The sequence below is a fragment of the Buttiauxella selenatireducens genome (assembly GCF_031432975.1).
Classification (GTDB): domain Bacteria; phylum Pseudomonadota; class Gammaproteobacteria; order Enterobacterales; family Enterobacteriaceae; genus Buttiauxella; species Buttiauxella selenatireducens.
This window is the reverse complement of the sequence record NZ_CP133838.1, coordinates 3,804,058-3,829,354: the sequence shown is the minus strand read 5'-3', so window position 1 is coordinate 3,829,354 and position 25,297 is coordinate 3,804,058. Positions and strand designations below refer to the sequence as shown.

General features: G+C 50.6%; 22 protein-coding genes and 1 pseudogene. 9 read left to right on the top strand and 14 right to left on the bottom strand.

Going from position 1 to position 25,297, the window contains the following annotated elements:
* Positions 1-96: 96 nt before the first annotated feature.
* The 4 genes from RHD99_RS17615 to nagB form a co-directional block, all read right to left on the bottom strand.
* On the bottom strand, positions 97-849 hold the full coding sequence (locus RHD99_RS17615) for an HAD-IIA family hydrolase (protein ID WP_183271118.1): 753 nt from the start codon (positions 847-849) through the stop codon (positions 97-99).
* A 62-nt stretch (positions 850-911) separates the two neighbouring features.
* Positions 912-2,132 carry a DNA-binding transcriptional regulator NagC gene (gene nagC / locus RHD99_RS17610; RefSeq protein ID WP_309875582.1) on the bottom strand — a complete coding sequence of 407 codons (1,221 nt, stop codon included), beginning with the start codon at positions 2,130-2,132 and terminating at the stop codon, positions 912-914.
* 7 nt (positions 2,133-2,139) lie between these two features.
* Positions 2,140-3,288 carry an N-acetylglucosamine-6-phosphate deacetylase gene (gene nagA, locus RHD99_RS17605; RefSeq protein WP_183271116.1) on the bottom strand — a complete coding sequence of 383 codons (1,149 nt, stop codon included), beginning with the start codon at positions 3,286-3,288 and terminating at the stop codon, positions 2,140-2,142.
* 150 nt (positions 3,289-3,438) lie between these two features.
* Positions 3,439-4,239, bottom strand: coding sequence for a glucosamine-6-phosphate deaminase (gene nagB, locus RHD99_RS17600; protein WP_309875580.1), 801 nt, complete (start codon positions 4,237-4,239; stop codon positions 3,439-3,441).
* Positions 4,240-4,573: 334 nt separating this feature from the next.
* Between nagB and nagE the strand changes: the two genes are divergently transcribed.
* The 4 genes from nagE (at position 4,574) to chiQ (ending at position 10,691) form a co-directional block, all read left to right on the top strand.
* Entirely contained in the window at positions 4,574-6,595 is a 2,022-nt protein-coding gene (gene nagE / locus RHD99_RS17595) for an N-acetylglucosamine-specific PTS transporter subunit IIBC (RefSeq protein WP_309875578.1), read from the top strand.
* 197 nt (positions 6,596-6,792) lie between these two features.
* Positions 6,793-8,460 carry a glutamine--tRNA ligase gene (glnS, locus tag RHD99_RS17590; protein WP_309875576.1) on the top strand — a complete coding sequence of 556 codons (1,668 nt, stop codon included), beginning with the start codon at positions 6,793-6,795 and terminating at the stop codon, positions 8,458-8,460.
* A gap of 459 nt (positions 8,461-8,919) precedes the next feature.
* Positions 8,920-10,317 (top strand): chitoporin ChiP, encoded by a 1,398-nt coding sequence (gene chiP / locus RHD99_RS17585; protein WP_309875574.1) that lies wholly within the window; start codon positions 8,920-8,922, stop codon positions 10,315-10,317.
* Between the two features lie 47 nt (positions 10,318-10,364).
* The gene (gene chiQ / locus RHD99_RS17580; RefSeq protein ID WP_270139763.1) at positions 10,365-10,691 is read left to right on the top strand and encodes a ChiQ/YbfN family lipoprotein; all 327 of its coding nucleotides are present in this window, start codon (positions 10,365-10,367) and stop codon (positions 10,689-10,691) included.
* Between the two features lie 90 nt (positions 10,692-10,781).
* Here chiQ and fur read toward each other — a convergent pair whose 3' ends face one another.
* From fur to ybfF, 4 genes are all read right to left on the bottom strand, one after another.
* Positions 10,782-11,234 carry a ferric iron uptake transcriptional regulator gene (fur, locus tag RHD99_RS17575; protein WP_034456677.1) on the bottom strand — a complete coding sequence of 151 codons (453 nt, stop codon included), beginning with the start codon at positions 11,232-11,234 and terminating at the stop codon, positions 10,782-10,784.
* A gap of 282 nt (positions 11,235-11,516) precedes the next feature.
* On the bottom strand, positions 11,517-12,047 hold the full coding sequence (gene fldA / locus RHD99_RS17570) for a flavodoxin FldA (protein ID WP_309875573.1): 531 nt from the start codon (positions 12,045-12,047) through the stop codon (positions 11,517-11,519).
* 151 nt (positions 12,048-12,198) lie between these two features.
* Positions 12,199-12,480 (bottom strand): LexA regulated protein, encoded by a 282-nt coding sequence (gene ybfE / locus RHD99_RS17565; RefSeq protein WP_121814107.1) that lies wholly within the window; start codon positions 12,478-12,480, stop codon positions 12,199-12,201.
* A gap of 135 nt (positions 12,481-12,615) precedes the next feature.
* Entirely contained in the window at positions 12,616-13,392 is a 777-nt protein-coding gene (gene ybfF, locus RHD99_RS17560; protein WP_309875572.1) for an esterase, read from the bottom strand.
* 184 nt (positions 13,393-13,576) lie between these two features.
* Here ybfF and seqA point away from each other — a divergent pair, with 184 nt between their 5' ends.
* Positions 13,577-14,122, top strand: coding sequence for a replication initiation negative regulator SeqA (gene seqA / locus RHD99_RS17555; protein WP_309875570.1), 546 nt, complete (start codon positions 13,577-13,579; stop codon positions 14,120-14,122).
* Between the two features lie 25 nt (positions 14,123-14,147).
* Positions 14,148-15,791, top strand: coding sequence for a phosphoglucomutase (alpha-D-glucose-1,6-bisphosphate-dependent) (pgm, locus tag RHD99_RS17550; protein ID WP_183271108.1), 1,644 nt, complete (start codon positions 14,148-14,150; stop codon positions 15,789-15,791).
* 48 nt (positions 15,792-15,839) lie between these two features.
* Here pgm and kdpE read toward each other — a convergent pair whose 3' ends face one another.
* The 6 genes and pseudogenes from kdpE to kdpF form a co-directional block, all read right to left on the bottom strand.
* A complete protein-coding gene (gene kdpE / locus RHD99_RS17545; protein WP_183271106.1) occupies positions 15,840-16,517 on the bottom strand; it encodes a two-component system response regulator KdpE in 678 nt (225 codons plus the stop codon).
* Positions 16,514-19,200, bottom strand: a pseudogene (kdpD, locus tag RHD99_RS17540) (two-component system sensor histidine kinase KdpD). Before kdpD ends, kdpE begins: the two are co-directional and overlap by 4 nt.
* Positions 19,201-19,328: 128 nt before the next feature.
* Positions 19,329-19,913, bottom strand: coding sequence for a potassium-transporting ATPase subunit KdpC (gene kdpC / locus RHD99_RS17535; RefSeq protein ID WP_183271104.1), 585 nt, complete (start codon positions 19,911-19,913; stop codon positions 19,329-19,331).
* Positions 19,914-19,923: 10 nt separating this feature from the next.
* A complete protein-coding gene (gene kdpB / locus RHD99_RS17530) occupies positions 19,924-21,972 on the bottom strand; it encodes a potassium-transporting ATPase subunit KdpB (RefSeq protein WP_309875568.1) in 2,049 nt (682 codons plus the stop codon).
* 13 nt (positions 21,973-21,985) lie between these two features.
* On the bottom strand, positions 21,986-23,674 hold the full coding sequence (gene kdpA, locus RHD99_RS17525) for a potassium-transporting ATPase subunit KdpA (RefSeq protein ID WP_309875566.1): 1,689 nt from the start codon (positions 23,672-23,674) through the stop codon (positions 21,986-21,988).
* Complete coding sequence (kdpF, locus tag RHD99_RS17520) at positions 23,674-23,763, bottom strand: K(+)-transporting ATPase subunit F (protein WP_183271101.1); 90 nt, start codon at positions 23,761-23,763, stop codon at positions 23,674-23,676. Before kdpF ends, kdpA begins: the two co-directional genes overlap by 1 nt.
* A gap of 308 nt (positions 23,764-24,071) precedes the next feature.
* On the opposite strand from kdpF, the gene RHD99_RS17515 reads away from it, so the two are divergent.
* From RHD99_RS17515 to elaB, 3 genes are all read left to right on the top strand, one after another.
* Positions 24,072-24,278: a YbfA family protein gene (locus RHD99_RS17515; protein WP_183271100.1), complete on the top strand. Its 207-nt coding sequence runs from the start codon at positions 24,072-24,074 to the stop codon at positions 24,276-24,278.
* Positions 24,279-24,366: 88 nt separating this feature from the next.
* A complete protein-coding gene (locus tag RHD99_RS17510) occupies positions 24,367-24,816 on the top strand; it encodes a GNAT family N-acetyltransferase (protein ID WP_183271432.1) in 450 nt (149 codons plus the stop codon).
* 70 nt (positions 24,817-24,886) lie between these two features.
* Positions 24,887-25,186 (top strand): stress response protein ElaB, encoded by a 300-nt coding sequence (gene elaB, locus RHD99_RS17505; RefSeq protein ID WP_183271099.1) that lies wholly within the window; start codon positions 24,887-24,889, stop codon positions 25,184-25,186.
* Positions 25,187-25,297 lie beyond the last annotated feature (111 nt).

Genomic DNA, 25,297 nt, shown 5'->3' with positions numbered 1-25,297 from the left:
GTAATTTTTGGTAAAATCACCTGGTTGGCATTCAGTGAGAGGGGAAAAGATTGTTGAATCGGTAAAACGCCCGGCGAAACCCGGGCGAATGACGAATTAAATGATATCGACTTCAGCCACTGACGGGTAAATCCAGGAAGGGCGGAATGGCATTGCATCTATGTCGTTTAAAGTCGAAACCCCAGACAGCACCAGAATCGTTTCTAAACCCGCCTGGAATCCAGCGAGAATATCTGTACGCAGGTTATCGCCAACAATCACTGTGTGTTCGGAATGGGCCTGCATCTTGTTGAGCGCGGCGCGGATTATCCACGGGCTTGGTTTGCCCACGACAAAGGGCTTACGGCCAGAAATTTTTTCGATACCCGCACACAGCGCACCACAGGCGGGATAGTAACCGCGGCCGTGAGTGTCCGGATTGGTAGCAATAAAACGCGCACCGTTTGCCACAAAATAGGCGGCCTTATGCATCATTTCCCAGTTATAGGAACGGGTTTCACCGACGATAACAAAATCAGGGTTGATGTCAGTGATGGTGAAGCCGGCTTTATATAGCTCGTGAATCAACGCACCTTCGCCCACCACGTAGGCTTTTTTCCCTTCCTGACGGCGCAGGAAATCGGCGGTTGCCATCGCTGAGGTATAGAAAACGCTGTCAGGCACATTAATTCCGGCAGAGGCAAAGCGGTTGGCCAGGTCCTGGCCGGTTTGCGACGGATAGTTGGTCAGCAGGACCAGCGGCATCCCTTTTTCCATGATGCGTGCTAAAAATTCATTAGCACCTGGTACGGCGGCGTTGTCGTGCATTAGCACGCCGTCAATATCACAAATTACATTCTGAATGGTCATTGACTACTCGGGCTCACCTGAAAAGAAGGCGTAACTATAGCGTAAAAAGGGGGCTTATTGGGCTAACTTTCCAGCAAACGCTGCAGCAGCACGCCATTAAGCATCGAGCGTTTCACCAACGCAAACGCGCCAATGGCTGATCGGTCATCGAGTTTGGAGCGTACAACAGGCAGGTTTTTACGAAACGCTTTCAGTACCTGAGTATTGATGCAGCCTTCAATAGCAGGCAAAAGCACTTTCTCGGCTTCGATGATTTCCCCGGCAATCACCACTTTTTGCGGGTTGAACAAGTTAATCGCAATAGAAATGGCTTTACCCAAATGACGGCCAACGTGTTCAATCACTTCGCAAGCCAGAGGATCGCCTTTGTTAGCGGCTTTGCATATAGCAGCGATATCGCAATATTCAAGCGTCAGGCGGCTGTTGTAACCCTGTTCAAGTAGGTGACGTACACGATGTTCAATTGCTGCGTTGGCGGCAATGGTTTCCAGGCAACCGAAGTTTCCGCAGTGGCAGCGTTCACCTAGAGGATCAACTTGAATATGGCCAATTTCACCAACGTTCCCGTTGCGGCCAATAAAAATTCGCCCATTCGATAAGATCCCAGCACCTGTACCGCGGTGAACACGCACCAAAATGGAGTCATCACAGTCGTGTGTCGCACCAAAGTAGTGCTCGGCAAGGGCGAGGCTACGGATGTCATGGCCTACATAACAGGTCACTTTGAAATGTTTTTCAAGGCTATCGACCAGCGACCAGTCATTAACCTGGATATGTGGCATGTAACGAATCACGCCGCTTTCTGGATCGACAAGACCAGGCAGTATCACTGAGATGGCGATCAGCTCACGCATTTTGCGCTGGTTTTGCTCGATAAATTGAGAAATAGCCATGAGCAACGCGTGCTCAAGTGTTTCCTGAGTACGTTCAGGAAGGGCGTAATGCTCTTCGGCAAGCGGTTTTGCGCTGAGGTCAAATAGCGTGATGGTGGCGTCATGGCGACCAAGACGAACACCAATGGCGTGGAAATTTCGGGTTTCAGTGATAATTGAGATAGCGCGGCGGCCTCCGGTGGAAGCCTGTTGATCAACTTCTTTGATCAAGCCGCGCTCAATTAGCTGGCGAGTAATTTTTGTGACGCTGGCAGGTGCAAGCTGGCTTTGCTCGGCAATCTGAATGCGGGAGATTGGCCCATGTTGGTCAATCAGACGGTACACCGCCGCACTATTCAGTTGCTTTACCAGATCGACATTACCAATTTGAGCCTGTCCGCCAGTCGTCATGCCTTAATTACTCAGTTACGACCTCGTTACCATTAACGAATGTCTTGGTGATTTTAAAATCGCGGGTAAAGGCCGTGAGGTTGGCGACTTTACCTGCTTCGATAGTACCTAATTGTTGCTCAACACCCATTGCACGGGCTGGGTAGAGAGTGGCCATACGCAAGACTTCGTCTAAGGCGATGCCTGCATGCTCGACCAGGTTACGAACCCCTTCAATCATCGTCAGGGCAGAACCGCTCAGCGTGCCGTTCTCGTCGACACATAAACCATCACGGTAGTATATTGTTTTTCCTGCGAAAATGAACTCATCGATATTCGCGCCTGCCGGAGCAGTTGCATCGGTGACCAGGCAAAGTTTATCGCCCTTAACCTTTTTCGCCGTACGAATGTTGGCATAGTCCACATGTAAACCGTCGGCAATGATACCGCAGTAAACATCTGGCTCATCAAAAATTGCACCTGCAAGCCCCGGTTCACGGCCAGTAATGTATGGCATCGCGTTGAAAAGGTGGGTTGCGAAGGTAATGCCAGCGCGGAAACCAATTTTGGCTTCTTTTGCTGTCGCATTGGAATGGCCGGCAGAAACGATAATGCCAGCAGCGACCAGTTTACTAATCACTTCAGGTTCAACCATTTCTGGTGCCAAAGTGACTTTGGTGATCACATCTGCGTTTTGACAAAGGAAATCGACCAGTTCTGCGTCAGGTTTACGCACATACCCTGGGTTATGCGTCCCTTTTTTCACCATGTTTAGCCATGGACCTTCAAGATGCAGACCGAGTGCCTGGTGCTGATACTTCGCCAGATAGTCGCGCATCACTTTCACGCCTTGCTTCATCAGCTCATCGCTGCTGGTGATAAGCGTCGGCAGGTAGCTGGTGCAACCAGAACGTTCATTGGCTTTCTGCATGATTTCCAGCGTTTCAACGGTCACCGCATCGGCGGAATCGTTGAACTGCACACCGCCACAGCCGTTGAGCTGCACATCAATAAAACCGGGGGCGATGATTGCACCGCCCACATCGCGAATCTCAATACCCGCAGGGAGATCTGAGCGCGAACAGACGCGTTCAATCAGGCCGTTCGCGATAATAACCGCGTGATCATCAAGAATTTCATGGCCGGTATAAATCCGACCGTGAGTTAATGCAAACATAGTTACCCCCGGTGAAAATTAATGCTTAAACCCTTTATTTTTCGAGCTGCATATGCGTTGGCTTTACTCGCTCACCTCAGTCACTTACTCAAGTAAGCTCCGGGGGATTCACTGCGTCGCCGCCTTCATGCAACTCGAATAATTTTGGGTTTAGATATCTTTAATGTTTTCGGCTTCGAGCTCATTGAAGTACTTCAGCGTCTTCACTTTGAGTTCCATGGTGGACGGCTCGTCACACACCACCACCGCTTTCGGGTGCAGTTGCAGACAGCTAATGGTCCACATGTGATTCACGTTGCCTTCAACAGCCGCTTGCAGAGCCTGCGCTTTCAAATGACCGATAACCAGAATCATCACTTCTTCTGCATCAAGCAGCGTACCCACGCCGACAGTCAGCGCAAATTTAGGGACCTGAGACACATCGCCATCAAAGAAACGAGAGTTCGCAACACGCGTGTCATGAGTCAGTGTTTTGATGCGGGTACGGGACGCCAGAGAAGAAGCAGGTTCGTTGAACGCGATGTGACCGTCATTGCCTACGCCACCCATAAACAGGTGAATTTTGCCGTATGAACGAATTTTTTCTTCATAACGACGGCACTCTGCGTCAACATCGTCGGCGTTGCCGTTTAACAGGTTGATGTTTTCCGCTGGAATATCAACGTGGTCAAAGAAATTACGGTGCATGAAAGTGTGGTAGCTTTCTGGATGCTCTTTTGGCAGGCCAACGTATTCATCCATATTAAAGGTGACGACGTTTTTAAAGCTAACCTGGCCCGCTTTGTGCATCGCTACCAGCGCTTTATACGCTTCGAGAGGAGTACCGCCGGTTGGCAGGCCCAGCACAAAAGGGCGATCCGCAGTCGGATTAAACGCATTGATACGCTTAACGATATGGCGTGCTGCCCATTTGCCAACTTGAGCTGGGGTAGCCAGGGGAATCAGTCTCATCATTCACCTCATAAGTTAATAGAAAACAACTTTAGCCAGATTGATTATCCGACCCCTCTAAGGGTAACCCAGTTTCAAACTGGCCATAACGGGATCAATCTGTCTTGATTTTTCGAATGATAAAATAAGTTTTAGTCGATAGCTAGCAAGAGGGGAGTGCAATAACAATATTTGGTGATTTTAATCACAAAAAAAGGGTGTTTAATTTGCGATACGAATTAATTTTTCACACACTCATAAAGTTGGCGAATCATCGTCATGCTTTCAAGGTTTGTTAAACAATAATAAAACTGCTTTGAACGAGCCTTAACGGGGTCTCATAGGGGGAATTAACGTGAGTATTCTAGGTTACATGCAAAAGGTTGGCCGTGCGCTTATGGTGCCGGTAGCCACTTTACCTGCCGCAGCTATATTAATGGGTGTTGGCTACTGGATTGACCCGGTTAGCTGGGGTGGTGATAGCGCATTAGCTGCGTTGTTCATCAAATCTGGTGCTGCAATTATTGATAATATGGGGGTGCTGTTTGCCATTGGTGTGGCTTACGGTATGTCCAAAGATAAAGATGGTGCTGCTGCACTAACCGGCTTTGTCGGTTTCCTGGTTTTGACAACGCTGTGTTCACCAGCGGCTGTTTCCATGATCAAGCATATTCCGCTGGATCAGGTTCCATTCGCGTTCTCTAAAATTCAAAACCAATTTGTGGGTATTCTGGTCGGGATTATTTCCGCAGAGTTGTACAACCGTTTCAGCAGCGTTGAGTTGCCGAAAGCGTTGTCCTTCTTCAGCGGGCGTCGCCTGGTGCCGATTATCACCTCTTTTGTCATGATCGCTGTGGCATTCATCATGATGTTTATCTGGCCAATCGTCTTCGGCGGCCTGGTGAACTTTGGTGAGCACATTCAGAAGATGGGTTCGATTGGCGCGGGTGTTTACGCGTTCTTCAACCGTCTGTTGATTCCAGTCGGTCTGCATCATGCTCTGAACTCTGTATTCTGGTTTGATGTTGCTGGTATCAACGATATCCCTAAATTCCTCGGCGGCGCGAAATCTATCGCTGAAGGTACAGGTATTGTAGGTATTACTGGTCGTTATCAGGCTGGCTTCTTCCCAATCATGATGTTCGGCCTTCCAGGTGCTGCACTGGCGATTTATCACTGTGCGCGTCCTGAAAATAAAGCGAAAGTACTGGGTATTATGATGGCGGGTGCATTTGCTGCCTTCTTTACAGGCATCACCGAGCCGTTGGAATTCTCCTTCATGTTCGTGGCTCCAGTGCTTTATGTGATTCACGCAGTGCTGACCGGTATCTCTGTATTTATCGCAGCCAGCATGCATTGGATTGCAGGTTTCGGCTTCAGTGCGGGTCTGGTGGATATGGTGCTTTCTTCCCGTAACCCGCTGGCGACTCATTGGTGGATGCTGATCCCACAAGGCCTCGTGTTCTTCGTTATCTACTACGTTGTGTTCCGTTTCACTATCACCAAGTTCAACCTGTTAACTCCAGGACGTGAACTGGCGGTTGCGGGTGATGAAACTGATGGTCAGGACGTGAATGTTAGCGGCAATACCAACCAGGACGTTTCTCAACTGGCTCGTCAGTACGTTGCGGCGGTAGGCGGTTCAGCTAACTTGACCGGTATTGATGCATGTATCACTCGTCTGCGTCTGAACGTGAAAGACTCTTCATTGGTTAATGAAGCGTTGGCAAAACGTCTGGGTGCAACCGGTGTTATCCGTCTGAACAAAACTAGCGTGCAAATTATCGTAGGTTTTGTGGCTGAGAAAATTGCTAACGCGATGAAAACAGTCGGTGATGTTCCTGCTGCGGCACCGGTTAGTGCTGTTGCTCCAGCGGCCGTTGCGACAAAACCACAGGCTGTGCCAAACGCAGTAACTATCGCCGCGCTGGTTTCACCAGTAACGGGTGATGTCGTTGCGCTTGAGCAGGTTCCTGATGAAGCCTTTGCAAGCAAAGCGGTAGGTGACGGTGTTGCTATTAAGCCAACAGAGAAAACTGTTGTCGCGCCAGCCGCGGGTACTATCGTAAAAATCTTTAATACCAACCACGCGTTCTGTCTGGAAACCGAAAAAGGTGCCGAGATCGTTGTCCATATGGGCATTGATACCGTAGCACTGAACGGCCAGGGCTTTACCCGTCTGGTAGAAGAGGGTGCTGAAGTGGTTGCAGGCCAGCCGATTCTGGAAATGGATCTTGATTTCCTGAACGCAAATGCTCGCTCCATGATTAGCCCAGTGGTTTGCAGCAACATTGACGACTACAGCGGTCTGGTTATCCAGGCACAAGGTTCAGTGGTTGCGGGGCAGACTCCTCTGTACGAAATTAAAGGCAAATAATCGCTCCTGAGTCTTAGATTGTGCCTTCAGCGGCTGGCGACTTTTTCGCCAGCCGCTTTTTTATTGCCCTTTTCCTGACTTACTCAATCATTTCCCGCCAGTCACCCATCCTTATTTATGCAACTAAAGGTTGTTTCCGACGCCTGCTTATTAGATCATATGCCGTTAACGAAAGTTTATGCACTGAGGAACCCGCGATGAGTGAGGCTGAAGCCCGCCCAACTAACTTTATTCGCCAGATCATCGATGAAGATTTGGCTAATGGTAAGCACAACAGCATTTGCACCCGTTTTCCGCCAGAGCCAAACGGCTATCTGCATATCGGTCATGCAAAATCTATCTGCCTGAACTTTGGTATCGCACAAGATTATCAAGGCCAGTGCAACCTGCGTTTCGATGACACAAACCCGGTAAAAGAAGACATCGAATACGTAGAATCAATTAAACAAGATGTTGAATGGCTTGGTTTTCATTGGTCAGGCAATGTGCGCTACTCTTCCGATTATTTCGATCAGCTGTTCAACTACGCGGTTGAGCTGATCAATAAAGGTCTGGCGTATGTTGATGAACTGACTCCAGAGCAAATCCGTGAATATCGTGGCTCATTGACCTCGCCTGGGAAGAACAGCCCATTCCGCGATCGTACCGTTGAAGAAAACCTCGCGTTGTTCGAGAAAATGCGTAACGGTGAGTTTGCCGAAGGGACTGCGTGCCTGCGTGCGAAAATCGACATGGCCTCGCCGTTTATCGTGATGCGCGATCCGGTTATCTATCGCATTAAGTTCGCCGACCATCACCAGACCGGCAACAAGTGGTGCATTTACCCGATGTACGACTTCACCCACTGCATTTCCGATGCGCTGGAAGGTATTACGCACTCCTTGTGTACGCTGGAATTCCAGGACAACCGTCGTCTGTACGACTGGGTGTTGGATAACATCACGATTCCTGCGCACCCACGTCAGTACGAGTTCTCGCGCCTGAATCTCGAATATTCCATCATGTCCAAGCGTAAGCTGAACCTGCTGGTGACGGAGAAGGTTGTAGAAGGGTGGGATGACCCACGTATGCCGACCATTTCTGGTCTGCGTCGTCGTGGTTACACGGCTGCTTCTATTCGCGAGTTCTGCAAGCGTATTGGTGTGACCAAGCAAGACAACACCGTTGAAATGGCGTCTTTGGAATCTTGTATTCGTGATGACCTGAACGAGAACGCCCCGCGTGCGATGGCCGTGCTCGATCCGGTGAAAGTGATCATTGAAAACTTCCCGCAGGGCGAAGTTGAAATGGTGACCATGCCTAACCATCCGAATAAGCCAGAGATGGGTAGCCGTCAGGTGCCGTTCAGCCGTGAGATTTACATTGATCGTGCTGATTTCCGTGAAGAAGCGAATAAGCAATACAAGCGTCTGGTGTTGGGCAAAGAAGTCCGTCTGCGTAATTCATATGTGATTAAAGCCGATCGCGTAGAGAAAGATGAAGCAGGGAATATCACCGTGCTGCATTGTTCCTATGATCCAGACACTTTGAGCAAAGACCCGGCTGATGGCCGCAAAGTAAAAGGCGTCATTCATTGGGTCAGCGCAGAACACGCTTTACCTGTTGAAATTCGTCTTTATGACCGTCTGTTCAGCGTAGCGAACCCTGGTAGCGCGGAAGATTTCCTTGCAACGATTAACCCTGAGTCTCTGGTTATCAAGCAAGGTTTCGTGGAACCGAGTCTGCAAAACGCAGAAAAAGGCAAAGCGTATCAGTTCGAGCGCGAAGGTTATTTCTGCCTGGATAGCCGTTATGCAACCGCTGAAAAACTGGTATTTAACCGTACCGTTGGGTTGCGTGATACCTGGGCTAAAATAGGCGAATAAAAGAAATCGTCTTATAAAAACGCCGCAATTAGCGGCGTTTTTTTTGCGTTAAATTCACCTGTGTATCCATTTTTCCATATTCGCGATGCGAATTAATGTTATTTAGACCCCGCCCGTTTTTCTTTCATTTGGTCAATCTGAGAGCATAATAAATTCTTCGTTTGGGTGTGTGAGCGCTCTCATTTCGAGCTTTGTCTGTAAATAGCCTAAATATTCAGCATAAACATCTTGAGTCGTCATTTGTTACAAATACTCATAGATTATGTGCTCTCTGTCATAATATCGGAATGAACTCTTACAAAATCGTTGATAATTCGCGTCGCGAAAAATAGTCTTGTGGTGAGCAGTAATGCGGGAAAATTTTTATAACCGCTTTAGCCGTTAGGCATTTTTACTTTTTTCGCTTAGTGACGTCTTTTAACGTCCGGCGATTATTTATACGTCAAAGAGGAATTTTATATGCGTACGTTTAGTGGCAAACGTAGTGCGCTGGCGCTTGCAATCGCAGGTGTTACGGCTCTTTCAGGACTGGTTGTCATCCCTCAGGCTAGTGCAGCAGGTTTTATTGATGATTCAACACTGACCGGTGGTGTTTATTACTGGCAGCGTGAGCGTGACCGTAAAGACGTCACCACAGATAAATACGAAACTAACCTCGCACACGCTACATGGAACGCCAACCTGGACTTCCAGTCTGGTTATGCTGCAGACATGTTTGGTCTGGATCTCGCGGCCTTTACTGCTATCGAAATGGCAGAAAATGGCAACAGCGGCCACCCGAACGAAATCGCATTTTCCTCTTCAAACAAAGCTTACGATGAAGATTACTCCGGCGATAAGAGCGGGGTGAGTCTTTATAAAGCCGCAGCTAAATTCAAATACGGTCCCGTTTGGGCTCGTGCAGGTTACATCCAGCCAACCGGTCAAACACTGTTAGCGCCGCACTGGAGCTTCATGCCTGGTACATATCAAGGGGCCGAAGCTGGGGCAAACTTTGATTACGCCGACGCCGGTGCGCTGAGCTTCTCCTACATGTGGACCAACGAGTACAAAGCTCCATGGCACCTGGAAATGGACAAGTTCTATCAAAACGATAAGAACACCAATGTTGATTATCTACACTCGCTGGGTGCGAAATATGACTTCAAAAATAATCTGATTCTTGAAGCTGCATTCGGCCAGGCCCAGGGGTATGTCGATCAGTACTTCACCAAAGCAAGTTACAAATTTGACGTGGCTGGCAGCCCGTTATCAACCAGCTATCAATTCTATGGCACGCGTGACAAAGTTTCCGACGGCAGTGTCAACGATCTGTATGACGGTACTGCCTGGTTGCAGGCTTTGACTTTCGGGTACAGAGTGGGCCAGGTTGACATGCGTCTTGAAGGTACCATTGTTAAGGCAGACGGCCAGCAGGGTTACTTCCTGCAACGTATGACCCCAACTTATGCCTCCTCTAACGGTCGTCTGGATATCTGGTGGGATAACCGTTCTGACTTCAACGCCAACGGTGAAAAATCATTGTTCGCAGGTGCTATGTATGACCTGAGCAACTGGAACCTGGCGGGTTGGGCTGTAGGTGCTTCTTATGTTTACGCATGGGATGCTAAACCAAGCTCTAAACCAACAACTGACGGTTACTACGATGCCGACAATCGTCTGAAAGAATCTGCGTACAGCCTTGATGCGCTGTACACCATTCAGGATGGCCGTGCGAAAGGCACACTGTTTAAACTGCACTTCACTCAATACGACAACCACTCCGACATCCCAAGCTGGGGCGGTGGTTACGGCAACATCTTCCAGGATGAGCGCGATGTTAAGTTCATCGTCATCGCTCCGTTTACCATTTTCTGATTTGATTCCGGGCGTTAACGCGCCCGGTTTTGTTAAGGATATCGAGCATGAAAAAAATCATTTTGGTTACGGTGATGGCTTTAGGTTTGAGCGCCTGTGCACAGCCTAAAACAGCACCAGAGGATTCAAAGCTGAAACAAGCTTATAGCGCCTGTATCAATACCGCCGAAGGGAATCCTGATAAAATTCAGGCGTGCCAAAGCGTTTTGAATGTATTGAGTCAAGAGAAGGAACACCAGGAGTTCGCACAGAAAGAGAGCGTTCGTACTCTTGATTACCAGAACTGCATCCAGGCAACTCGTACCGGTAATGACCAGGCCGTTAAAGCTAAATGCGATAAAATCTGGCAAGAAATTCGCGCTAACAATAAATAATTGTCGCGTTCAGCCAATAAAAAAACCGGTGAGCTTCCTCACCGGTTTTTTTATATCTGACCACCGGGTTAGCGTGGTCAAATGTGCGGATTATTTTTCGCTGATTTCGTGTGCATTTTCGTCGGTACGGCAATCACCTTCAGCGCAGTGACCATAAAGGTACAGGCTGTGGTTAGTCAGACGAATGCCATGGCGTGATGCGATTTCACGCTGACGGGCTTCGATTGAATCATCACTAAATTCAATAACTTTGCCGCAGTCCAGGCAAATCAAATGGTCGTGGTGATGCTGTTGTGTCAGCTCGAATACGGATTTGCCGCCTTCGAAATTATGACGAGTAACAATGCCTGCATCATCAAACTGGTTTAGTACACGATAAACGGTGGCGAGACCAATCTCTTCGCCCATATCAATCAGACGTTTATATAAGTCTTCCGCACTGACGTGGTGGTTCACCGGACCCTGCAACACTTCAAGGATTTTTAATCGTGGAAGCGTGACTTTCAGGCCGGCCTTCTTTAATGCGGTATTATTGTCAGTCATGCGGAAATTGTCCTGTTGCTTAACGGATCGCTCGGACTCAGGGTGAGCGTTAAGATGAATGCGTCTCATTATAGAACTGTCAATTCTAAATGGGAACCGCAAGTATTATGCATAATCAAGCTAAAAAATGGCGGCTGAGTCGCGATTTATTTGCCTTGTTAGCTAGTTAGTCAGGAGGTCATTGTACAGGGACAAACTGAAAAGTTAAAAATTTGTAGCGATTATTTTAATCGGAATAATCTATCAATGTGACGCGACCCACTAGCCGCGTCACACCGAGCATCAAGTGTTGAGGATATCTGCCAGGTTCAGCTCTTCAGAAACCTGTTTGACCCATTGTTGAACGCGTTGTGCAGTCAGTTCTGGTTGGCGATCTTCATCAATAGCCAGGCCCACGAAGTGATTGTCGTCAGCAAGACCTTTAGACGCTTCAAAATGGTAACCGGCAGTTGGCCAGTGACCCACGATAGCAGCACCGCGCGGCTCAATAATATCGCGGATAGTACCTAATGCGTCACAGAAGTATTCTGCGTAGTCTTCCTGGTCGCCACAGCCGAAAAGGGCGACCAATTTGCCATTGAAATCAACTTCTTCCAACGTCGGGAAGAAATCATCCCAGTCGCATTGCGCTTCACCGTAATACCACGTTGGAATGCCGAGAAGCAGGATATCGAAGCCTTCCAGGTCTTCTTTGCTGCTCTTAGCAATGTCATGCACCTCAGCAACGTCTTTACCGAGCTGTTTTTGAATCATCTTCGCGATATTTTCGGTGTTACCAGTGTCGCTGCCGAAAAAAATGCCTACGATTGCCATGAGTAAAATAACCTCTTGAAACTTAATGGTATGGTGGCTGCTATTCGGCCACAGATAGGGCAATCATAGCAGAACACAAAGCGCTGCGGAAACTGCTATCACCCTGATGTGCACAGACTGCAACATCGCATTCTGGGCTACAGCATAAAAATTAACTGAGATGCTGCTTCAATTGTGCGAGTAAAATCTCTTCAATCAACTCACTACGACTGATATTGCGCGCTTCAGCCAGATGATTAAGTGCATCTACTGCATCGTTATTGAGCTTTAACTCCACTCGCTTCAGGCCGCGTACTTTATCGCGCTTGAGCTGGTTGCGTTTGTTGATACGCAGTTGCTCATCACGCGTGAGCGGATTAGTTTTTGGTCGCCCGGGGCGACGCTCGTCCGCGAACAGATCTAATGTAGTACGGTCCGTTTGTTCTTTTGCCATGATTAGACTACTGACAGGGAATTCAGGTGGCACGGAGCGGGGTGCTCTGGCGCATTTTAGCGCGCAATCATACATCAGCATGGCTTGCGCGCCAACGCGTTAGCCGCATCTAACGGCCAGTCGGTTTGTTTTTAATCAGTTTGCTGCTGTTCCGTCGATAAAACGATGGATTGCGCGCAAAACAGCATCAGGTTTTTCGGCATGAACCCAGTGCCCGGCACCGGCAACGACATGAGCGCGTGCCTGCGGAAACTGTGCAAGCAGTGTTTCACGGTGCGATTCGTCAACATAAGGAGACGCGCCGCCCCGGATAAACAATGCTGGCTCATTCCATGTTGGGATAGTTTGCCAGCCGACAATATTTTCGTATTGTTCCCACAACACCGGCAGATTGAATTTCCATTCACCGTCAGCAAAGGACTTCAGCAAAAACTGAATCACGCCTTCTTCATCTATATGTTCGCGCATCACCGCTGCGGCCTGTTGGCGAGTTTTCACTTCTGCATCAGTGACGGCATTAATTGCCGCGAAAATTTCATCATGGCGGCGGACGTGATAATCCACAGGCGCGATATCAATCAGGACTAATTTTTCGATGCGCTCAGGGGCAATGGCGGTTAACGCCATCGCCACTTTGCCACCCATGGAATGGCCAATAATAATGGCTTTCTCAAAACCATATTCATCGAGCGTTTCAACCACGTCTTGCGCCATCGCGGCATAATTCATCTCAGGGCTGCGTGGTGATAATCCGTGATTGCGAAGATCAATTTGCAGCAAGGTATGCTCTTGCCCAAGGTCGCGGGCCAGCACTCCCAGATTATCAAGGCTACCAAAAAGACCGTGGATCAGGACGATGGGGGAATTACTAGTCGATTGTTGCGCAGTTTGCAGGCGAGCATTCAATTTCATGGCAAAGTTCTTTTTTTTTACTTCGTGAGGTTAGGGTATCATAACGGCATCCTGCCGCTGTGCCGCAAATTTCCAGTTTAGTCTGACTTTGTGGTGTGACAAAAGCTTGGCGCTACCCGAGGTTGGGATTTGCCCCTATAATCCCAACAACTTGTATTCAGAAAAGATATTGCACTGGATTAAGATGAAAACTATTGAAGTTGATGACGAGCTCTATCGCTATATTGCCAGCCATACGCAGCACATTGGTGAAAGCGCGTCCGACATTTTACGGCGCATGTTGAAATTTACCGCCGGCCAAACTCCTGCTACACCAGAAATTACCGGCCAGACAGCCGCTGTTGCTGCTACTCCGGAAGCCAAACCCGTAAATAAATCACGCGATCGTATTCGTGCGGTACGTGAATTGCTGCTCTCCGATGAATATGCGGAGCAAAAGAAAGCCGTTAATCGTTTTATGATGGTGCTTTCTACTCTGTATACCCTCGACGCACATGCCTTTGGTGAAGCGACCGAATCGCTGCATGGTCGTACGCGGGTCTATTTTGCAGGTAACGAGCAAACGCTGCTGCAAAATGGTAACCAGACAAAACCAAAGCATGTTCCAGGCACACCATACTGGGTGATTACTAACACCAATACGGGCCGTAAATGCAGCATGATCGAACACATCATGCAATCAATGCAGTTCCCGGCGGAATTGATTGAAAAGGTTTGCGGCACAATCTAACACTTCGCGTCAGAAGGAAAGGCTAATGGCTAACCACCCTCGTGCAGGTCAACCGGCACAACAGAGCGATTTGATTAACGTAGCGCAATTGACGGCCCAGTATTACGTGCTGAAGCCGGAACCAGGTAATAGCGAACATGCGGTGAAGTTCGGCACCTCCGGTCACCGTGGTAGTGCGGCACGTCATAGCTTTAACGAACCCCACATTCTGGCCATTGCTCAAGCGATTGCCGAAGATCGTGCAAAAAATGGAATTACCGGGCCGTGCTACGTTGGCAAAGATACTCATGCGTTGTCTGAGCCTGCGTTTATTTCGGTTCTTGAAGTGCTGGCTGCGAACGGTGTGAACGTCATTGTGCAGCAGGCAAACGGCTACACGCCGACGCCGGCAATCTCGCATGCCATTCTGACGCATAACAAAAACGGTGGCGCGCAGGCAGACGGTATCGTTATCACGCCTTCGCACAACCCACCAGACGATGGTGGTATCAAATACAACCCGCCAAACGGTGGCCCGGCTGATACCAACGTCACCAAAGTGGTAGAAGATCGTGCTAACGCGCTGATGGCTGCGGGCTTGAAAGACGTGAAGCGCCTTTCTCTTGATCAAGCATGGGCCAGTGGGCATGTGCAGGAACAAGATCTGGTGCAGCCGTTTATCGAAGGGCTGGTGGATATCGTCGATATGGCCGCTATCCAGAAGGCTGGCCTCAAACTGGGCGTTGATCCGCTCGGTGGTTCCGGTATCGAATACTGGCAGCGTATCGCAAAACACTACAATCTCGACCTGACGATTGTTAACGATCATGTTGATCAAACTTTCCGCTTTATGCATCTGGATAAAGACGGTGCTATCCGTATGGATTGCTCGTCCGAGTGCGCAATGGAAGGTTTGCTGGCCCTGCGTGACAAATTCGACCTGGCATTCGCCAACGACCCGGATTACGACCGCCACGGTATCGTCACGCCAGCAGGCCTGATGAACCCGAACCATTATCTGGCCGTCGCCATTAACTACCTGTTCCAGCATCGTCCGCAGTGGGGCAAAGATGTTGCAGTCGGTAAAACTCTGGTGTCGTCTGCAATGATTGACCGTGTAGTCAACGATTTGGGTCGTAAACTGGTAGAAGTACCGGTGGGCTTCAAATGGTTTGTTGACGGCCTGTTCGATGGCAGCTTCGGTTTTGGTGGCGAAGAAAGTGCTGGGGCATCTTTCCTGCGCTTCGATGGCACGCCGTGGTCAACGGATAAAGACGGCATCATCATGTGCTTGCTGGCAGCGGAAATTACCGCCGTTACGGGTAAGAACCCGCAACAGCATTATGACGAACTGGCTGCCCGTTTCGGTGCGCCAAGCTACAACCGTCTGCAAGCTTCCGCGACATCTGCGCAGAAAGCCGCACTGTCCAAACTTTCTCCAGAAATGGTGAGCGCCAGCACATTGGCGGGCGACCCTATTACCGCACGTTTAACGGCCGCTCCAGGCAACGGTGCTTCTATCGGTGGCCTTAAAGTGATGACCGACAACGGCTGGTTTGCTGCACGTCCTTCCGGTACGGAAGATGCGTACAAAATTTACTGTGAAAGTTTCTTAGGCAGCGAACATCGCCTGCAAATTGAGAAAGAAGCGGTAGAGATTGTCAGCGAAGTGCTGAAAAACGCGAAGTAAGCAATTGACTTGAAAAGGGCGCCGCAAGGCGCCTTTTTTACATCTGGCTTAAAGCATAAAACGGTAGCCGATTCCGGTTTCGGTAAGCAGATGGCTTGGGCGCGCCGGATCCGTCTCCAGCTTCTGGCGTAAATGCCCCATATAAATGCGTAGATAATGGCTGTGTTCCACGGCATTTGGCCCCCAAACCTGGCTGAGTAACTGGCGTTGGGTCAGCACTTTTCCGTGATTATTGATAAGGGTTGCGAGCAGGCGGAACTCAATCGGCGTGAGATGGATTTCTGCGCCATCCCGCGTGATGCGACGGGTGGCAAGGTCAACGGTAATATTTGAAAACTGATAAACCGGATCGGGTTGCGCAAGGCTTGCATGGCGGCGTAAGACGACGCGTAGACGCGCCTGTAGCTCACCAATGCCAAACGGTTTACTGAGATAGTCGTCGGCACCCGCATCAAGCGCGTCTATCTTTACTTGCTCATCGCTACGAGCGGAGAGCACCACAATCGGTGTTTGGCTCCACTGGCGGAAGTCGCGAATAAAATCAATGCCATCACCGTCAGGTAAACCGAGGTCGAGGATCACTAAATCAGGTTTACGCGTGGCCGCTTCCAGCAAGCCACGTTGCAAGGTTTCGGCTTCATGAACGCGCAATGACTCAGCCTCCAGCGCAGTGCGCAAGAAACGGCGGATCTCTTTTTCATCTTCAACAATCAGTACTGATATCACAACGCCTCGTTCATCTCAGCCAGCTCAGGTAATGGTGGTAGAGGTAAAATAACATGAAAACTTGCGCCACCTTCCGGGCGATTCACGGCAAAAATCTTCCCGTCGTGAACTTCGATGATCGCCTGGCAAATTGCCAGACCCAGGCCAACACCCGGAATGGCCGATTCTTTATTGCCCCGGGAAAACTTATCAAAGATGAGCTGTTCTTTGCCAGCCGGAATTCCCGGACCATCGTCCCAGACTTCAAGATCCAGTTTATCAGTCAGTGCTTGCGCACGAATGCCAATGTTTGACTGGAACCCTGCATATTTCACGGCATTTTCCAGCAAATTGATCAACACGCGTTCAAACAGCGGACCATCAACATGAATCAGCATCAGTGGGTCGGGCAGCGCCAGCGCAATATGCCGCCCGCCGAGGCTCGGTTCCAGCATCTTCAATGCGCTACCGACCACTTCTTCAAGGGTTAGCCATTCTTTACGCAGATTAAAACCACCGGACTGAATACGCGCCATATCCAGTAAATTATTCACCAGACGCGTGGTATTGAGAACATGCTGGCGAATGTCGTTGGCTTGTGGGGCGTGTTTTGACCCTTCAGAAGCCAAATCCAGCGTTAGTATTTCTGCCTGGCCAAACAGTACGGTCAACGGGGTTCGCAAATCATGAGACAGCGCCGCAAGCAACGAATTACGCACTTGCTCGCGTTCGCTGGATAACCGGGCCTGCTCCTCACTTGCGGTCAGCAATAGCCGCTCCAGGGCAGTGGCCGCCAACAGCGTGAACGTTTCCAACAAGCGCTGTTGCTCGGGAATCATCAACTGGCGCAAATTACTCGGCTCGACAATCAGCAACCCAAGGGTTTTTTCCGGCGTTTTGAGAGGCAGGATTTGATAGGGCACACCTGGCAGCGTATCGGTGCCAGCACCGGCGGGTTGGCCTTTATCAAAGCTCCAGCGGGCGATGGCTTCATCCCAGTTTTGCGGCTCACCTCGCGCATTGACTCGCTCTAACACACCCTGCGCGTCAGGTAACAATAGCTGGGCGCGGGCATGGAAACTGTTATTAATGAACAGCTCGCTGGTGGCCGCAATATCCTGCGGAGTGCGTTCAGCGGCGAGGGCTTTTGACATCTCATACAAGTGGCGAGTGCGTTGCTCGCGATAACGAGCAATTCGCGCCTGATAACGCACGCCAGCGGTGAGATTACCGATAACCAGGCCAACGGTGAGCATCACCGCGAAGGTTAACAAATACTGGATATCAGAGACGGCCAGCGTGCCGTGTGGCGCAATAAAAAACAGATCAAAACTGAGTACGCTTATCACGGTCGCCAGCACCGAAGGCCAGCGACCATAAAACAGCGCCACAATGACGACGCCGAGCAAGTAAAGCATGACCAGGTTGGCGGCATCGAAGGCCATTAACCACTGGTTTGCGATAAACGTCGTCAGGGCGCAAAGCGCAATCGCGACAGCGCATCCGCGCATTTGCACGCGCCACTTTTCCGTGAAACTGCGCATGTCGGGCGTCGAAGGAGAGGCAACAGACGGTTTGTCGTCAAGCGCAACAATCACTAAATCAAGGTCTGGCGCACGGCGGGCCAGTCGGTCAGAAAAAGATTCGCGGCTCCACCAGCGTCGTGTCGTCCGCCGACCAATAATAATTTTCCCGAGGTTATGTTCCCGGGCGTAACGCAAAACCGCTTTATCTTCGGCGGGGTCTGCAAGCGTGGCTGTTTCTGCACCCAATTCTTGAGCCAGGCGCAATGCGCTGAGAATAGCGCGGCGTTGATGTTCGGGTAAGCGGTGAAGTTGTGGCGTTTCGACATACACAGCATGCCAGGCGCTGCCCAATTTTGCAGCCAACCGCGCAGCCGTGCGCACCAGTTTTTCATTGCCGGAACTGTGGCCGATACACAGTAAAATGGCGTCGCGTGTATGCCAGACTTTTTCCTGCCCCTGGCTGTCGCGCCAGGCCCGCATTTGGTCGTCAACGCGGTCGGCGGTGCGGCGCAACGCCAGTTCGCGCAGGGCAATCAAATTTCCTTTGCGGAAAAAGTGCTCGATGGCGCGTTCGGCCTGGCCGGAGATATACACTTTGCCTTCATGCAGGCGCTGGCGTAAATCGTCCGGGGGAGGTCGACCAACACGATTTCATCGGCGGCATCAAAAATTGGGTCGGGCACCGTTTCGCGTACCTGAATACCCGTGACGCCGCCAACGATGTCATTCAGGCTTTCAAGATGCTGCACATTGACGGTGGTAAAGACGTCGATCCCGGCATCCAGCAACTCTTCCACATCTTGCCAGCGCTTGGGGTGGCGCGAACCTGGCGCGTTACTGTGTGCCAGTTCATCCATCAGGATCAGCGCAGGATTACGCGCAAGTGCCGCGTCGAGATCAAACTCTTGCACCCAGCGCCCACGGTGGTGCAGTCGTTTTGCGGGCTGGATAGCCAGCCCGTTCAGCAGTGCGGCGGTCTCTTTGCGGCCATGTGTTTCCACCACGCCAATCAGGATATCCAGACCTTGCGCTCGCAGTCGCTGCGCTTCTTGCAACATGGCGTAGGTTTTCCCCACGCCAGCACACGCACCGAAGAATATTTTCAGCTTACCGCGGGTCGGGCGATTGACCTGTTCCAGCAATTTATCTGGGTTAGGGCGCAGGGGTTCTTCTGTCATCTCTATTCCTTTATACCCGTCATACTTCAAGTTGTGGGGGTGTTGGCTGCACTCACAAACCCCAGTCACTTACTTTAGTAAGCTCCTGGGGATTTGCTCCCTGGCCGCCTACCCAAAACTCGAATTATTTAGGGTATTGGGTGACTTTGTAAGTCATCCAACGCCCGGTTAACCAGTAACACATTCACCACCGGTTTACCGATGAAACCAACCAGAGGCTGCGTGGTATTTTCCGCCACCAGACGCGTGACTTGCTCTACGGGTAAATGGCGCGCTTTGGCAATTCGTGGAATCTGCCAGGCTGCCGCTTCTGGGGAAATCTGCCCGTCCAGACCGCTAGCCGAAGCCGTTATCAAATCAACGGGAACCGCCGGATTCGCCTGCGGATTCGCCGCGCGCAACGCTGCTACACGCTCGGTAATCACTTTGTCGAGCTCGGGGTTACTGCCCGCAAGATTACTACCGCCAGAGGCCATGGGATTATAGGGAGTTTCTGCCGTAGCAGAAGGGCGGCCTTGCAAATACGTTGGCTGGGTAAAATTTTGTCCAATCAGGCTTGAACCACGTACGACGTTAGTATCAAGGATTAACGAGCCGTTGGCTTGCGCCGGGAACCACCACTGGCCTAAAAGGGTGGTCAGCAACGGGTAAAGTCCACCGGTAATCAGGGTGAGCAGAATCAGTAACAGTATAGCGGGACGTAAGGTAGTCATTTTTTTCCCCTTAAACCAGGCCCAAAATGGTCAGTATCAAATCGATAGCTTTGATACCAATAAACGGCACGATTAAACCGCCCAGACCGTAAATCCAGAGATTGCGACGTAACATGGCTGCGGCACTTAGCGGTTTGTAGCTCACACCGCGCAAGGCCAGCGGAATCAAAAAGATGATGATCAACGCGTTAAAAATCACCGCGCTTAAAATCGCGGATGCAGGGGAGTGCAGATGCATCACGTTCAGCGCGTTGAGCTGCGGATAAGTGGCGGCGAACGCGGCGGGGATAATCGCGAAATACTTCGCCACGTCGTTGGCAATACTGAAAGTGGTCAGCGAACCACGGGTCATCAGCATCTGTTTACCGATGTGTACTACTTCAATCAACTTGGTGGGGTTGGAATCCAGGTCCACCATATTGCCGGCTTCTTTCGCCGCCTGCGTACCGGAGTTCATGGCAACCGCCACATCCGCTTGTGCCAGGGCAGGCGCATCGTTGGTGCCGTCGCCGGTCATCGCGACTAAACGGCCTTCGGCCTGATACTGGCGAATCAGGGCCAGTTTGGCTTCCGGAGTCGCTTCTGACAGGAAATCATCCACACCGGCTTCCGCAGCAATCGCCGCAGCCGTCAGGCGGTTATCACCGGTGATCATGACGGTTTTAATGCCCATCTGGCGCAGTTGAGCGAAACGTTCCTTGATGCCGCCTTTGACGATATCTTTCAGCGCGATAACGCCCAGCACATTGGCACCTTCAGCAACCACCAGCGGTGTTCCGCCCGTGCGTGCCACACCTTCCACCAGCGTATCAATCTGTGGCGGGAACTGGCCGCCGTTGGCTTCAACGTGGCGACGAATGGCATCAACCGAACCTTTGCGAATCATGCGGTCCTGAATGTTGATACCGCTCATTCGCGTTTGCGCGGTGAACGGCACAAAGGTGGCATGCAAGTTTTGCACATCGCGCTCGCGCAGGTTAAAGCGCTGTTTTGCCAGCACCACGATGCTGCGGCCTTCAGGCGTTTCATCGGCAAGTGACGAAAGCTGTGCTGCGTCGGCCAGGGTTTTTTCTTCAATCCCCGGAGCGGGTAAAAACTCAGAAGCCTGGCGATTACCCAGCGTGATGGTGCCGGTTTTATCCAACAGCAACACATCGACATCACCTGCGGCTTCGACAGCACGTCCGCTGGTGGCAATGACGTTTGCGCCCAGCATACGGCTCATCCCGGCGACACCAATCGCGGAAAGTAGCCCGCCGATGGTGGTTGGAATCAAACAGACCAGCAGTGCAATCAGCACCGTGACGCTGACCGCCACGCCGCCATACTGCGAGAACGGCCAAAGCGTTGCGGTTGCCAGTAAAAAGACAATCGTCAGCGCCACCAGTAAAATCGTCAGCGCAATTTCGTTTGGCGTTTTGCGGCGTTGTGCGCTTTCCACCATGGCAATCATACGGTCGAGGAAGGTTTCACCAGGGTTCACGCTGCACTGAATCACCAGCCAGTCTGAAAGAATGCGCGTCCCGCCCGTGACCGAGGCAAAGTCGCCGCCGGACTCACGGATAACCGGTGCTGACTCGCCAGTAATCGCACTTTCATCTACCGACGCGCCGCCTTCCAGCACTTCACCATCGCACGGGATAATATCGCCCGCTTCAACCAGCACGATGTCTCCTTTACGCAAGTCAGCGGCAGGGACGTTGTCCATCGGAGCATCGTGTTGTGGCGCGCGCAATTTGCGCGCCCAACTGGTTTTCTTCACCCCTTTCAGACTATTGGCTTGCGCTTTACTGCGGCCTTCCGCCAGTGCTTCGGCAAAGTTGGCAAACAGCACGGTAAACCACAGCCAGACGCCGATCGCGGCAGTAAACGGTGCGTCACCCTGAAGTTTCCCACTGAACATGGCGATCGCCAGAATGGTGGTCATCACGCTGCCAACCCAAACGATAAACATCACCGGGTTACGCCACTGCACTTGTGGTGTCAGTTTTTTAAAGGAATCAATTAGCGCCTGACGAATCAGCGATGGTTCAAATAGCGCCTGTTGCTTGCGACTCATGGAAGCCTCTTAATCACAAATTCACTAAGGAAAGGTGTTCCGCAACCGGGCCTAATGCGAGGGCGGGAATAAAGGTCAGTGCACCCACTAACAACACGGTGCCAATCAGCAAACCGATAAACAGCGGGCCGTGAGTCGGTAAAGTACCGACGCCTGCTGACTGTGATTTTTTGGTGACCAGCGAACCGGCGATAGCCATCACGGGCACAATCACGGCGAAGCGACCAAACCACATGCATACAGCCAGAAGAATGTTCCAGAAAGGCGTATTGGCACTTAACCCGGCAAAGGCGCTACCGTTGTTGTTTGCGGCAGAAGAAACCGCGTAGAGCACTTCACTAAAACCATGAATGCCAGGATTGAAAATCCCTGCACGACCCGCATCGGTCATCATCGCCAGCGCAGTGCCGAGCAGCACCAGCGTTGGTGTCACCAGAATCGCCATCGCGGTCATTTTCATCTCTGCCACGTCGATTTTTTTACCCAGATATTCCGGCGTGCGGCCAATCATCAATCCGGCGATAAATACCGTCAGCAGAACGAACAGCAACATGCCGTACAGCCCAGAGCCGACGCCGCCAAACACCACTTCACCAATCTGCATCAGCCACATTGGGATCATGCCGCCTAGCGCAGTAAAGGAGTCATGCATTGCGTTGACCGCCCCACAAGAAGCGGCGGTGGTAATCACCGAGAACAAGCTGGTGGCCAGAATGCCAAAGCGGCTCTCTTTACCTTCCATATTGATGTTGCTGTCAGCGCCGAGCAGGGTGAAATGCGTATTGCCGCGAGTTTCGGCCCACATCACCACCACCACGCAGATAACAAAAATCACCGCCATCGCCCATAAAATAGCGCGGCCCTGGCGTCGGTCCCCGACGGCTTCACCAAAAGCGAAACACAGTGCTGCGGGGATCAGGAAGATCGCCAGCATCTGTACGAAGTTGGTCAGCGCCGTTGGGTTCTCAAACGGGTGTGAAGAGTTAGCATTAAAGAAACCGCCGCCATTGGTGCCCAACATTTTGATCGCTTCTTGCGAGGCGACCGGGCCCATCGGCAACACCTGGTGTACACCTTCCAGTGAGGTGAACGGTTGATACGGAGCGATGTTCTGTAAGGTTCCCTGGCTGATAAAGAACAACGCAATCAGCAACGCAATCGGCAACAAGATGTAGAGAGTGATGCGGGTTAAATCGACCCACGCGTTACCCAAGGTGTTAGCACTTTGGCGAGAGAAGGCGCGAATCAGTGCAAACACTACCGCAATCCCTGTCGCGGCTGACAAGAAGTTTTGCACCGTCAGGCCGACCATCTGGCTGAAGTAACTCAGCGTGGTTTCACCGCTGTAAGACTGCCAATTGGTGTTGGAGACAAAACTGACTGCTGTATTGAGCGCCAGATGCCAGGAGAGGCCGGGTAATTGCTGCGGGTTGAGGGGCAAGTTTCCCTGGGTCATTAAGATGACAAAAAGCACCAGCAAACCCAACACGTTAAACAACAGTATGGCTCCCAGATAGTGCTTCCAGTTCATTTCTCTGGTGGAGTCACTCCCCAATACTTTCCACCACAGCGCATCCATTTTCCCGACAACAGGCACAGATTCGCCTTCAATCAAGCGAGCCAGCACGCTGCCCAACGGTTTTGCCAGGGCGAAAAGCACCAGCATGAAGCTGGCAATTAATAAAAATCCGGAGGCGGCCATCAGAATGCCTCCGCATTAATCAGGGCATAAATTAAATATCCCAACAGCACAAACACCAGCACCACGCCAGCTATTACGCCTGTACTCACAATCCACCTCGGCAGTTATTAGGAATTGCAGAGAGTGTGAAACTTCGGGTGCAAAGATGTCGTAAAAGTCTGAGGGCGGGGTGTAAAAAAAGTATAAAAATGAGAAAAGCCATTAATTAACTAATGGTTAGTATTTATTTAACATGCCTGTAACTTAATTACAGGCAGGATTGTAAATAAGTGGCAAAAAGTGGCTTTAAGTGGTCGGAGGAGTAGTAAACTTTCAGCCAATGCGATAATATTTTCACCAGATAACAAGTTCTAATTTCCCGGTGTTTGCTACCGGTCACATAAAGAGGGAGAAACCTATGACTTTATATAAAGACTATCCTGTGCATCAGGTTTTCCTGCGTCGCGCATTCGTTGTTTTAGCAGGCGTTCTGACGCTGCCGGTGATGCTGTTCTGGAAAGATCGCGCCCGTTTTTACAGCTACCTGCACCGCGTGTGGTCCAAAACCAGTGAGAAACCGGTTTGGATGGCACAGGCCGAAGCCGCTTCCGGTGATTTTTACTGAGTTCGCTGAAATTGAAAAAAAACCGCCACTTGCTGGCGGTTTTTTTATGCGTGAAGATAAGGGCTCAAACCATGAAAAAGGGCAGAACATGTTGATTTGGCAAGATCTACACCATTCAGAACTGAGCGTGACCGATCTCTACACACTTTTGGCACTGCGCAATGAAGTCTTTGTTGTCGAGCAAAACTGCCCGTATCAGGACATCGATGGCGACGATTTAGTGGGTGAAAACCGCCATATTCTTGGCTGGCAGGACGGTAAGCTGGTGGCTTATGCGCGTATCCTGAAAAGCGAAAACGAATTTGAGCCGGTGGTGATTGGCCGTGTCATTATCGACAAAAGTGTCCGTGGCGAAAAACTCGGGTATCAGTTAATGGAACAAGCAATGGCTTCCTGTCAGCAATATTGGCCGGAAAAAGCGGTGTATTTAGGTGCGCAGGCGCATTTGCAGTCGTTTTATGCGCATTTTGGTTTTAAACCTGTCACCGACATCTACGATGAAGACGGTATTGCGCACATTGGTATGGCGAACCGTTAATCACTGAGCGAAAAGTATTAGTATTGTCTATAGTTAGCGGACGAGTATTTTTTAAACACGGAGAACAGTGATGCAACCGTATGAATCTCGTCTTGATGATGATTTATCTTTACTGAGTGATACGCTCGAAGAAGTACTGCGTTCCTCTGGTGACCCTGCCGACCAAAAGTATATTGAGCTGAAAGAGCGTGCCGAACGGGCGCTGAGTGACGTCAAAGCTCGGGTCAGTAGTGCGTCCGACAATTACTACTATCGTGCGAAAAAAGTCGTTTATCGCGCCGATGATTACGTCCATGACAAACCATGGCAAGGCATTGGTGTCGGTGCGGCGGCGGGCTTAGTGTTAGGCCTTTTGTTAGCCAGACGCTAGAGCAGAATCGGTACACAAATTCACCGTGTGCCGATTAAAGAAAATCTTACCCATTGGGTGGGATTTTTTTTTGCCGCCATGACCACGTATAATCAGGGGTTTTCAGGGAAG